8 protein-coding genes are annotated in these 12442 nt (G+C 56.8%); 4 read left to right on the top strand and 4 right to left on the bottom strand.

Going from position 1 to position 12442, the window contains the following annotated elements:
• The first annotated feature begins 177 nt into the window (after positions 1-177).
• A complete protein-coding gene (locus ACNAOU_RS17280; protein ID WP_422757338.1) occupies positions 178-504 on the top strand; it encodes a hypothetical protein in 327 nt (108 codons plus the stop codon).
• A gap of 410 nt (positions 505-914) precedes the next feature.
• Here the strand turns inward: ACNAOU_RS17280 and ACNAOU_RS17275 are convergent, their stop codons facing one another.
• Positions 915-2861, bottom strand: coding sequence for a hypothetical protein (locus ACNAOU_RS17275; RefSeq protein ID WP_422757337.1), 1947 nt, complete (start codon positions 2859-2861; stop codon positions 915-917).
• A 926-nt stretch (positions 2862-3787) separates the two neighbouring features.
• Between ACNAOU_RS17275 and ACNAOU_RS17270 the strand changes: the two genes are divergently transcribed.
• The 3 genes from ACNAOU_RS17270 (at position 3788) to ACNAOU_RS17260 (ending at position 7829) form a co-directional block, all read left to right on the top strand.
• Positions 3788-4699 (top strand): alpha/beta fold hydrolase, encoded by a 912-nt coding sequence (locus ACNAOU_RS17270; protein ID WP_422757336.1) that lies wholly within the window; start codon positions 3788-3790, stop codon positions 4697-4699.
• A gap of 43 nt (positions 4700-4742) precedes the next feature.
• Positions 4743-5564, top strand: coding sequence for an alpha/beta fold hydrolase (locus ACNAOU_RS17265; RefSeq protein ID WP_422757335.1), 822 nt, complete (start codon positions 4743-4745; stop codon positions 5562-5564).
• An 843-nt stretch (positions 5565-6407) separates the two neighbouring features.
• Positions 6408-7829, top strand: a complete 1422-nt coding sequence (locus ACNAOU_RS17260) for a hypothetical protein (RefSeq protein ID WP_422757334.1) — start codon at positions 6408-6410, stop codon at positions 7827-7829.
• 1339 nt (positions 7830-9168) lie between these two features.
• Here ACNAOU_RS17260 and ACNAOU_RS17255 read toward each other — a convergent pair.
• The 3 genes from ACNAOU_RS17255 to ACNAOU_RS17245 form a co-directional block, all read right to left on the bottom strand.
• Positions 9169-9597 carry a VanZ family protein gene (locus ACNAOU_RS17255; RefSeq protein ID WP_422757333.1) on the bottom strand — a complete coding sequence of 143 codons (429 nt, stop codon included), beginning with the start codon at positions 9595-9597 and terminating at the stop codon, positions 9169-9171.
• Between the two features lie 282 nt (positions 9598-9879).
• Positions 9880-10497, bottom strand: coding sequence for an LPXTG cell wall anchor domain-containing protein (locus tag ACNAOU_RS17250; protein WP_422757332.1), 618 nt, complete (start codon positions 10495-10497; stop codon positions 9880-9882).
• A 174-nt stretch (positions 10498-10671) separates the two neighbouring features.
• Positions 10672-12414 carry a DUF4012 domain-containing protein gene (locus tag ACNAOU_RS17245; RefSeq protein ID WP_422757331.1) on the bottom strand — a complete coding sequence of 581 codons (1743 nt, stop codon included), beginning with the start codon at positions 12412-12414 and terminating at the stop codon, positions 10672-10674.
• Positions 12415-12442: the final 28 nt, after the last annotated feature.

Genomic DNA, 12442 nt, shown 5'->3' with positions numbered 1-12442 from the left:
AAGACGTTCCTTACGGTTCCTTAATGCGGACGTGGGAAATCTTGATGCGCTCTTAACGCGGAGGCGTTAAGGATTCGTCAAGATCTGCCTGCTTCCCGCCGATCCATAGCTGATCGGTGCTAGCTTCGGCACGGTGCTAGCTTCGGCACGGAAGCCTACCCATTAGGAAGATCGGGCATGACTGAACGCTCCCTCATCCGCCGCAGCCCGCTGCAGTTGGCTGTTGCTGACCAAGGGCAGCGCTTGGTGTCGGGGCTGCTGCATCCGGTGCGTCTGGTGCCTCTGGCTTTCCTGGCGGTGATCATCGTCGGCGCGGGCATGCTGATGCTGCCGATATCGAGGACAGGCGACAGCGGCGATATCGTCACCACAGCGTTCTTCACCGCGGTTTCGTCTGTGTGCGTCACCGCCTCATCATCGTTGACGCTGCATTTCTGGAAACCCGGCGGGAGTGCAGGGACCGCTAGCGGAATTAAGGTCACGACGTTCGTGGTCCCGGGCTGAGCACTGACTACATCTTGGAGAAAGTGCTCAATAAGACTCTCCGCATTCGACACGGTAGCCTGAATACAGGAGTCACCTCCCCCCTTCTGCCGCCATGGATGGCCTCTCCATTACGCCCACTTAGCGGTTGTATGTGCCGAGCGCCGGAGCCGAACCACGTACCCAGCTGAGTTGCGTCCCTCGCCTGACAATCAGGCCGCTGTAACCACGAGGTATCTAGACGGGATCGTCCAAACTCAGGGTTCCAGAAGTCGGCTTCGTGCTAGTTGACGTGCATGCGGATATCCCACAGAGGATCGACTTGTTCCGTCGAATGTGGCCAGATCGCGCGGACTCGGGCACGGGGAGGTTTTCGAACCAGGGTGGCGCTGGGACGGAGGCAGGTACTGGAACCGAGGTGATAACGCGCCCTACGGCGTCGGTGACAGAGGAGTAAGGCCGTTCGCCCATCCCGGTTGAGTCAAGTTTTCGAGGTCCATCAATCCGAAATCGGATATCAGGTCCAGGTAGTCACTGTCGACAATCTGGTCATAACGGCCGACTATTTCCAAAGCAACGTCAACGCACGAGACTACACTGCGACTCTTACGGAACCAGTTAGTCAGAATTTCCAGGTAAGCATCAGTTAGCCATCCTGACAGCATTCCGAATCCGATCAAGTCAATGCTGCCAATTCTTCCCTCATGAGACGCCATATTCCTTACTGCGTACATAGTGTTCAACAGTCCTGAGTAATAATCCCTTCGGTGAGACAAATGTGAACGCAAGCTGGATGCGCTTGATAAAGTGGATTTAACTAGGCCAAGCCGGTCAGCGCATATGGGAAGAAATTCGGGCACTTTGGATAGGATTTCAAGTGTCATTGCTAAGTTGTCCTCACCCGCAGTTGTCTCTTGCTTTCTTTGGGCCCAGGAAGAAAGATGCGAGAACCATGAATTAGGATTAGCCGTACGACCGTGGCTGGTAAGGCTGCTAGCAAGATCGAGTTCGGCCGCCTGCTGGGATACCAGGTTGGCCGAAACGGCACGCATTTGTTGTAGGATAACAGTACGCGAGAGATTAACTGTCCATTCGTCACCAATCTTATATGCGTTGGGCGAAACGGAAATAGAACGACGATAGTTCCAGAGCGTGGATTTGAGTTGCCTAACCCGCTTCTGATAACTAACGGAAAGTTCAGTGGTTATATCTGAACGAAGTGTGACCAGATCATTCCTAAACTCTTGTAATGCAAGAAGTTTTGGGATGTTACTCTGTACAGCCTCACTTTTCATTCCGGCACTTTCGAAAAATATCCAGCCGTACATGGCTGCAATCGACTCTGAGTGCGCCTCTCTTGCGAGTCGATTCAGTCCGAAGAGCCTCTCAATCTCGGGACTTGTCTCATGGAGTGCGGGGTAGGCGGAAGACTTGGAGTACCGCATTGGCTCATCGCCATAACTGCGGACCTTGCGACCATCCAACGAATACAAGATGGTTTCCTGCAAGCGCGCATGCGGCGCTCGACGCCCCGCTCGGTAATTTTCGAGTTTGCCCTCCAAAAAAGTTCTTGCTTGAACGGCCGCTATCTGTCCTGATGGCGCGGCCCATTCAAACGAAACAAAGCAGCCGGCGAAGCGTCCTTCTTTGACCTTGTGTGAGAAATGCCATTTGAATTTCGAGCGACTTTCTTTGTCCACATTGTAGTAGACGAGCGACGGCCCATCTTCGCCCTCGTCCTTTACCCGCCAACAGAATGCTCCCGATAGCACCTTTTCGATCTCAGCCAGCTTACGCACGCCACGAATGGCAAATGTGAGCTCGTAGATTTTATTCCCGCTGGGAAATAAGTAATCAAGAAGCTCTGTTTCGCTGGTGAACCGTGCCACGAGGTCTGTTCTGCTGAGTCCTGAGTAATTCCAGCCTTGCTCCACGAGGAGGGCACTAAAGGCTCCGGCTAGGTATCCGCCCAATCCCGCATCGCTCAGGTTTCTCGCTGCAGTGAGTATGCTGCCTCCGTACCTGTTGTGGTTCAGTTGGCTGCGCCATTGACTGATTTCTTCGGCGATCCGAACGCATGCGGAAGACTTGTCGCTTTGCTCGGGAAGGCTGTTAAAATCGCTTATCGCTTGCGATAGGGCAAGTGAGGGTGAGTGGGAGATGCTTCTTAGTTCTAGCTCCAAGAAGGACTGAGCCTGACCGACGCATAATTTGACCGCGCTCCATCGAGGTTGTTTGTTTGCCGCATAGCCGCGTGCCAAAAGCTCTAGCTGTTTTATGGTTCCAAGGAAGTTGGATAGAATCTGGGACTTGGCGCTAAAATTTGAATTAATTGAAAGATATTGAATTGATGTGGCGATTAGGGTTTCCGACTTCAAATGATTCTCCTGGTTGTCAATGGCGGCTTCGCCTATCATCTACTAGACTAATCGATAATGGAAACACGCTGACGGTTTGCCAACGCTTAGGTGAACGACTTTTCCTTGTAGCGGAAATAGTCTTTAGCCTAGTCACATCCGTGTTGGGTCGCTGCCAGGGCTCTCGTCCGGATGCTGTATGGATGCTACGTCTTCGGAGAGATGTCTTTAGCGCGCTGCCGGTGAGGGTCGGATTCTTCAGCCGGCTGTGGTGTCTCGCATCTTTAGTCGAGCCCTGTGCACATAAATCGTTTATCACCCTAGGTTTGGGGCGGCAATGCCTGGGAGAATGTGGAAGTGAGCGGATTTGCGTTTCACTGGGATCCGCAAACCTAATGCCCAACGCTTACAGGCAGAACTCATACGCCAACGTCACCGAGTGCCCGGCCGACGGACATCTCTCGCGGGGTTAGGATACGGTTCGCATTCGCATTAGCGCATGTAGGGGACTACTAGATCTTCGGTGATCACGCTCAGATTGGCGGCGCTGCCTATGACGGACTGGAGGCCTAGCGAGTCGAATGGGCCGACATTTAGTGGGACTGCGGTGACTGTAAACACCACGGTGGCAGTCGCCGACACACGTGGATTAGCACTGTCTCCTGAGTGTGGCTAATTCCGGCGAGGGCTATGACGGCCTAGCAAGGAGGCTTGCTCGGAGCGCGGCAGTGAGCCGGCCGCACCCTAAGAGCGTCACTGTGGCGGGCGCGAGCGCCACGATGAGCAGGAGTCTCGGGCCCGGAGTACGGAGTCAGGTACTCCGAACGGACTACCCAACTCAGAACCCTGGGGTGACGCGCTCGCGGCCAGCAAACGCGAGGCTGGATACAGGGCGCACGGCGCGCACTGGAAAGGGATGTTTGAAGAGGTCAGTTAAGAAATTGCTCGTGACAGTCTCAGCCATTGGAGCCGTGGTGGCGCTAGGGTTGGCGACTACCACCGTGGTGAACGTGGTCGCGAGCAACGCCGAGACCAGCAAGATCGAGTCCTATGGCCAGCGTGTGGATGTGAACGGCAGCAAGATGAACGTCTTGGTGACCGGTAGTGGGCTCAAAGACGTCGTTCTACTGCCGGGGTTTGGAACGTCGTCGCCAGTTCTCGACTTCGCGCCCTTGGTGAGGGACCTCGCCAAGGACCATCGGGTGATTGTGGTGGAACCCTTGGGCTACGGGTTGAGCGACGGCACTGACCGCGAGCGCACCACTGAGAACATCGTGCAGGAAGTCCATAGCGCCCTGCAGTCCCTCCACGTCAACCGCTACATCCTTATGGGCCACTCGATCGCCGGCATCTACGGCATCGACTACGTCAAACGGTACCCGGATGAGGTGAGCGCCTTTGTGGGCATCGATACCTCCGTGCCCGGGCAACCGGGCACCGATACGCAGTTCCCCACGGGCTTGATGTCAGCGGCGAAAAGCCTTGGCCTGCTGCGGGTGATCACTGCCATCGCGTTCGCGGACGACAACAACCCCGCCTACTCGGACTATGCAAATGATCAAATGCAGATGCTCACCAACCGGAACTCGATGTCGCCCACGTACCTCAACGAGATGGAGCACATAGGCTCGAACTTCCAGCGCGCCCTTGGAACCGGCTTCCCGAAGGATCTGCCGCTGCTGTTGTTCGCGGTTGCGGAGAACAAACAGAACCCGGAGTGGCTCGAGCTGCACCGCCGCCAGGTCGCCAGCGTCACCGACGGCACCGTGGTGCCTATCCCCGGCGAGCACTACCTTCACCACACGCATGCGGGGGAGATCGCGGATGGAGTGCGGGCTTGGGAGGTTGGGCGGGGTTAGCACGTCCTTCCTGCCAGCGGCCGGGCGAGCGTACGCTGAGGCCATGGAGTCCGAAGTCAGGACCGTGTCTCTGAAAACCGGGATCAGCGTGCCTTGTTTTGTGCAAGGGAACCTTGAACAAGCAATTGACGACGGCGGCGCACCACTGCTGCTCCTACACGCCTGGGGCGAATCCTGGCGGAGTTTCGATCGCCTCATTGCGGCGCTTCCGGGGATTGTGATTGTGGCTCCTGACTTGAGGGGTCATGGTGCGGCCGACAAACCCGGCAACGGCTACTCGCTTTCCGAAGTTGTTGAGGACGTCGTCGGCGTGTTGGAGGCATTCGGCGCCAGACAGGCACATGTCCTGGGTTCATCCAGCGGTGGTTACGTAGCCCAGCAACTCGCTGTCTCTCATCCGGACCTTGTCGCATCCTTGACGTTGGTAGGAGCACCCTTGACGCTCCACGGAAGGCCACCATTTGCGGCAGAGGTGGAGCGGCTTACTGACCCGATCTCAGAGAACTGGGTTCGTGAGTCTTTGGCCTGGTACAGAATGCTGCACGCCGTGCCGACCTCATACATTGAGGACCGAGTACAGGACGGTCTAGCCATGCCAGCCTCGGTTTGGAAGGCTTCAATGCGAGGATTCTGCGAGGCCGTTCCTCCAACGGAGACTGGCGAGATTTCCGTCCCGACGCTGATGCTTTGGGGCGCCCACGATCACCTTGTGCCGCGACAGCATCAGGAAACCCTGGTTGGCCGCATCAAGGACGCACGAGTGCAGATCTACGAAGGGACCGGTCACCTTGTGCTCTGGGAGTGTCCGGAGAGAGTCGCCGAGGATGTGACGCGCTTCCTCGGAGAGCTGTCCAAACGCCCGTAAGTTCGCTTCGGGCACCGCCCACGCCCTGTGACTAACGAGGCTCACCCTGGACTACTGCTGCGAAGCGGACTGAACGGGATCCGGCCGAACGTAGACCAGCCGACGGCGCACGGAACAATCGCGGGGAGATCGTCGATGCAGCAAGTCTCACGTCTGCTTCAAAACTTGGATTTCACCGCCCCATCACGCGTGCAGCCGGAGCCCGCCGCGTCGCACCCTTGCAGGGCACCAACTAGTGCCCGAGTTTCCAACAACCAGCTTGTAGCATTCGATCGACGTGAGGTTGAGTCATGGGGTTGCATTGCTGACCGCCTGAAAGTTCAGCTTGCAACCACCCAGGGCCTTTTCGAGCCGCAACTTCTTGAGTGAGACGCTTAAAGGCACCCTCCTGAACTAGCACATCTCAACGAGCTTCCAGCGCGCTTTGGGAACCACCACACGCATGCGAACGAGATCGCTGATGAGGATAGGGACTGGGAAGATGGGCTGATTATGTGCGCACACTCCTGTCAGGGGCGGTGCCAGCGTACGATGGGCCCATCTAGTCCGAAATCAAGACTTTTGCTCTCGTCGGCCGGGCAGGAGTCCGTCTCGTCCAGAGATCGGTGAGCACGTTCCACGCTATGGTGCGAACCCCGGTCCCTCGTATCGCTCGGCAGCCTATCTCAAGGCACTTGTCCAGCTACGTGTTCCCCGCTCCTTCCAAGGTGTTGAAACCTTCACAAATTTCCACCACCTGAGCGTCAGGTGGTGGGGCGCTTTCGGCGTTCCTATAGCTACAGCTAGACTCGGCACCTGTGGGCAGCGTGTTCAAGAGCTGGGTCTGCCCCGGGAAGGTCTCTCATGCTATTCGCCTCATTCCTCGTTGCTGCCCTGACGCTGACGTACGTCCTGGGGAGCAACCCCAATCGAGGCCTCGGCCGGTTCCTCGCTCCAGATTCCATGGCGACGATCATGCTTATCGCCATCTTCACGATCCGGCCGGTGTTCACCAACCGGTTTGACGAAGCTGCCTGGTACGGCCTCTACTTGCCCGATCAAGCCGAAGAGTCGCTGGCCCTAGGCGTCGGTATGACGTGCCTCGTTGGTTTGCTGTTGGGGGTCTTTCTTGCCAGGCTGCGGCCGACGAAGCTGCAAGCTCTTGAAAATCGATCGGCGGGTCCGCGTTCTTACGATGGATGGTCGTTTAGTCGGGGGAAGCTTGTGTTCGCGACGGTTGCCGGGCTTGGTGCTTACATCGCCCTTCTCATGGCCGTCGCCGGGGCAGACGTTATTCGTCAGCTCGCCGGGGGGCGCTCGAGCGAAGTGGCTTTGGCAGGAGTGCCGGAGATTGTCATGATGATTCCCCTGGCAGGATCCATCGCGGCAGCCATCTTCATCCTCGGGGCCAAGGACCGGCAGTTGGTCTTCTTCGACTTGGCGCTCATTATCGGTAGCACAGCAGCGAGCATCCTCATGGTCTCCCAACTAGGAACCCGCCGGTTCATCATTCCGGCAATGCTTCTTCCCGTCTTGGCTGCGCTCATTCGCAAGCCAGTCCGAGTCAAAGCGGGACACGTCATCATCGGCGCGGTAGCTATTCTCTTCCTCGCCATCGTCCCAATGGTTCGGGCCGCAGGAGCCCGGCGAGTCGGCGAGAACCTCGCGACTGCTTCGTGGCGGTACCTGCAAGAGGAAGGAATTGGCGGGGTGCTGCGCCCGGTTTTCGCGTCTTACGACACAGAGATGTTCGACTACATCGCTGTGGCCTCCCGAGGGCTGTCCGGAGACCAGTACGGATTAGGCAGGGGCACGCTCTTGGAGTTCTTTACTCGGCCGATTCCATCTTTCACCCGAATCGGCGAGCTCACGGGAGTGCCGTTCTCCGATCAGATGATCACCCGACTATTCGGAGGTGGATGTGGGGAACCGTTCTGCCCTGTCGCCTCAGTGGCGGGCGTTCTCTACTTCGACGGCGGGTTCATCCTCGTGTTCCTAGGCTCCATCGCTTTCGGCGCGGGCATGCGGGCAATAGCGAACCGCTGGGTCTACAACCGAGGTCTTTCACCGTTCCAGATGTTCGCTGTGGTGAGCGTCAGTTCGTTCGCGCTCGTAGCTGCCCGTACGAACACGATCCACACCATGTGGTGGTGCATCTACACGCTGATCATCGGCTACGCCATCATCAAGGTTTTGAACGCCAGAAGGAACGCGAGCATACCGGCAGAGCTGCAGAGCAGGCCGGGCAAGGAGTACGACTTGACGCCAGGTCGGACCAGAACCTAACGACCGGTAATGTGACATGGTCGCGTTAATGCTAAATCGCACGAACGGTCCTCTGTGCTTAGAAGGACCTTCGGCTCTGCGAAAAACTCGCCGCTACCGTCGTGATACTCAGCGGAGCACGATAAGCTCATGTTCCCTCGATAGGCTGCAAATTCACCGTTAGTCCCGGCGTGCCCAGGCTGCCGAGTGATACCTGTACATTTCCGCGATGAGTCGTGGACAGACTCAGGGGGTGAGAGGGGCCGGCCTTAATGGGCTGTCAGCGCGAGAGTCACGATTGCAATGGTTGCGGCGAGCAGTATCGAAAGTCCGAGGAAGGCGGGCCACTTCGGCCCAGACTTGTGCGGGTTGATGTCTATGTAAGGCAAGAACTTTTCGTGTCCCTTCAAGAGCGCGCAGCTAATTACTAGAAGTTGATTTTTCGGGTACGAGCGTGCCCAACGAGTTGGCAGGGCGGCACACCTCTGTTTGGGCAACATTTGTACTGAGGCGTGCCGCCCTGTCCTATCCTAAGGCTACTTTCCAAAATACCAATACGGTACCGGTGAACACTCATACAAATCGATAAGCAGTGGATCACTAACCTCGGTCGAGAGGCATTAGGGCCTTACTCGTTCGCCATGAAGTCCGCAGCGATGACTGTAGACCTGCGCGGGGAGTTAACGTACCCTGAGCGGTCCGAGGCCGCCCAGAATAAACGGGCGGCGGTGGTGCCGCCATAACTGCCAATGCTCGCCTCGGTGCCTGAATTTAGGCGCAACTTCGACGCTGCGTTTGCCTTGTTTTCCGTCCTAGGTGCTCGTTATGCCAGACCGAAACCCATGATGATGCTAACAAATGCAGCCGGATTATCCGCTTTCGGAGGCGGCGGAGGTCAGAGTTGGACCGACGGATGCCTTGGTTACTGCACGTGCTTGTGTCGTGGGTTCTCCAGTGGACGATGCATGTGCCGCAACTGGCCCTTGAGTAACGGCAGCCTGGTAATTTAGAGGTCTTCGTACGAGTACCTCTGAATCTGCACTGAAATCCACGGACTGCCGGAGAGATTGACTAGATGACCGGTCCTAGCTCAAATGCTGGGGCCGTCTACCGATGCCGTGGTCCCGACTGCCTTACTCAGTGCCTGCCTTCTCCACGAATACAGTCTTCAGGATGGACCAGCTGTCGCGGCACTCATTTGCAAATTTCGCTTCAGGAGTCTACCAGTAGTCGCTGCCCCGGGAGCGGGTACCATTTAGTCCAAACAGGAATTATGGCACGCAGCCGCACGTCGAAGCCGGAGCAGCGGGCTCGTCTTCGGGATCCAAGACGACGATAAGTAGCTTCAAAATCAGGGGGTCTAGGTTTTGGAGGGTTTGATTGCATTGAGTCGAGCAAGCGTGCGCGCGAAGACTACTCCTGAGACAGCTCCACAAGTGTTTGTGACAATATCTGAAACGGTTGAAAAACGAGAAGTGATAAATAGCAGCTGTCCGAACTCGATACTCAGGGAGGCTACCAAGCCCATGGCGGCTAGTTGCCACCAAGGCTTCCTTGGTAGGGCCCTGGCAGCGAAAAAGCCAAGCGGAATGAACATCGCTACGTTGGCTGAAGCCTCGACGAAATAATAGTCAAACCAGGCAGGGATGCCGAGCCCATGGAGATGCTTCAGGACAGTACTCAGCATACCAAGAATTGGTCGGTCTATTGGGCTGGGCCAAAAACCGACCAATGCCAGGCCCGCCATATATGCTGTCAGGGCTATTCGCCAGGGGTATTGGTTTTTCATGCGTTTCCTCAAGAACTTCGAATGAGTGCCCACGCACTGACGCCTATAGCCGCAATAGCCAGCAGCCCAAGCAGTACATATTGTGCGAAACCCCGGGGCAACTGGACTCTCCGCATCCCGGGGAAGCGTCGCGCAGTATGCCACCTTCGCCTTCTCCAGTGTCGCCCCATATTTCCTATGGATACCACAGTTGCCTTCCCTGTGGAAACGAAAACAACAAATCAGGGTGGTTTGCCGACAATAAGATTGTCGGCAAACCACCCTGACGTGGTTCAGAACCTATTAAGCAGAGACCTCGGTGCCCTTAGCGCGACGGCGAGCTACCACGACGGATGCCGTGCCGGCTGCCAGAGCCCCTGCGCCTACGAGGGACCAGAGGATGAGGCTGGAGTCAGCTCCGGTGTTCGCGAGCGGAACGCCGCCGGTGTTTGCCAACCCTGTGCCAGCACCGGCGTTTCCGCCGGTGTTAGAGAGGGCGGCACCGCCGACGACCACTGTGACCGGTCCAACGGTAACGCCGGAGGAGTTACCGGTAGCGGTGACTGCGTATGCGCCAGGCTCGTTGATGACAATGGGGGCCGAGAACGAGCCATTTCCATCAGCGGTAGCCCCGAGAGTCGACGGGGCCAGTGGGATACGTGCGGAAACTGACAGGCTGCCAGCGGACACGCTGCCACTAGCGGCAGGCGTACCCGTCGGCGTAACGGTGATGGTGATGCTTTCGCCTGGGGTGAAGCCGGTCCCGCTGAAGACAAATGCTTCACCGGGAGCCACGGAGGCATCGGAGACCGCAACGGACGTGTTTGGTGCCGGGTAGTTGGCATTGTTGGCTACGGCCGGAACTGCGCCGAGTAGTGCGATAGAACCTGCGAGAGTAAGTGCTGCGAGAGATTTTCTCATGTGTGTCCCCCCTGAGACCTTGGTGGTACGACGTGGTGTTTGGAGATTTCCGAGACCCTACGTGACCGTAAGCGAAATCTCAGTGTGCTGCCCATATAGAACTTACCATTCGATGGTAACCAGCGGCAAAGAAAATCCATACCCGTTACAAAGGATTAACGTGAACGTCCCGCCCTATTCACAGGCTGACAGGTTTGCGGGTTGGATCACGTCCTTAACGGGCTGGGTTGTGGGTGTGACAACGATTTTTGGCTCTGAAAGTTGAACGATATGACCGAATTTGAACTCCAAGACCATACTTTGCCCTGGTGCCAGCTGCACCGTGGACGTTCCCACCGCCCGCTGGTTATGGGTTTGCGCTGCAAACGGAATCTTGTCGCCATCCTTAAGAACCGTGTCAATATGGGACTGCACCGGTCCATAGGCGACGATATTTGTCTGTACGGTGCCAGCCGGTACCCCGAATATCCCAGCTCCTGTGACGTAGGCCGGGAGAGTTAGGGCAGCGTCTGCTGGGGCCGTGTTAGTGCTCGTAACTCTGACGTCAACTTCCCTATACCCGTCACGAGTGCAGTCCTTAACTATCTGAACTGATCGTTTCATCCAGTAGTCCATCTTGGCGCCGGTGCCATCGTTGAAGTAGACGCCAAACTCCGCAGGAGATATCACGGGGCCGGAAACTCTCCCACCAACCTTGTAGCGACCAATGGTGTCCTGTTCTTCGGGTGAGCCAGACCAGAGAAGGATACGACGATCCTCAACACCCTTGGCGAGAGCTTCCATGAGCCTCTTTGGATCTGTCTGCCCGGAGGACAACGCGCCGAATATCTCCTTTGCTGCTTCTGCGAAGTAGACGTCCTGGAGTTTCGGTTCATTAATCTTGGCATAGGCGTCCGACAACAAGGTCTGGACGACATTCCTGCTGGTTAGCTGAGTAGGCAAATCGTTCGCGATCTGCAAAAGGCCTGGGTCAGTCAGTGGCACCGGACCCGTGGCTTCCAGAATGAAGCTCAATGCAATCGGATCCAGGGAGACAACGCCATCAAGCGGTTCGCCGTATCTTTTTTCCCACATAGCTTTTGCAGTTTCGGCAGTCGTCGCAAAATCTGGTGTGAGGTTGACATCCTGCATGAACTTGCCAACTCTCGCGGAATAGATGACCTGTTCTTCTGCTCCGATTGCCACTGGCGGTGTGAAGGCTCCCAAAGCTGCAGCGCTCGTTTGGGCTTCCAACTTCAGTTGCCCTTTGTCCACATGGAGGACGGCAACTGCGCCGGGTATACCTCCGGTCGCTCTCGATTCTGCGTTGTTCTGCATCAATAGCAGGTAGCGCTTTGGTTTCTCCGCACCGAGCATGCTTGGCGCAAGGCGCGCAACATCTGCAGCGGTGTCCAAATCTTCCTGGAGTGAGGCTAACCCCGACCGTGCTTCAAACAATGGTTCCGAAACCTGCGGAAGTAGATTGTTCGTCTCGATACTATTTAGCCGTCTTGTGGATTCTCTTACAGCATGGGCGGCAGCTTGAACCTGTGGCGCTGCTGATTGCAGTGCGGCGAGGTTCATTCCGTCCGCGGTGGGGGCGAGTGACTTCCAGTCCAGAGACTGAAATGTCCCAACGAGTGGCGCGGCTCCGAGGCGAGCCACGTCGTCTGCTGAGATAGAAGCCTCACTGACGGCCTGAAGATTGGGTCCTAGCCATGGCAGTACAGCGGCGGCCTTCCAGACCGGATCGTCCGCGGCATCACGGGCAGACTTCGTGTGTTTCACGAGTGTGTCGACTGTTTCTGCCGCCTGAAGGGCGTTGTTGGCCTTTATCTCAGACTTCAGAGTTGGTATTAGCGCATTTGCTGCTTTCAGTTCCGTCTGGATAATCGTCGCTTTCGCGCCAAGCCAGACAGTAACAGCTAGGACAGTCACGGCCAATGCTGCCAGCCACACGTATGCT

Origin of the sequence: Paenarthrobacter sp. C1 (assembly GCF_049315185.1) — a bacterium.
GTDB classification, from domain to species: domain Bacteria; phylum Actinomycetota; class Actinomycetes; order Actinomycetales; family Micrococcaceae; genus Arthrobacter; species Arthrobacter nicotinovorans.
Note: the sequence above shows the minus strand (reverse complement) of the source record. Positions and strands in the feature narration are given on the sequence as shown.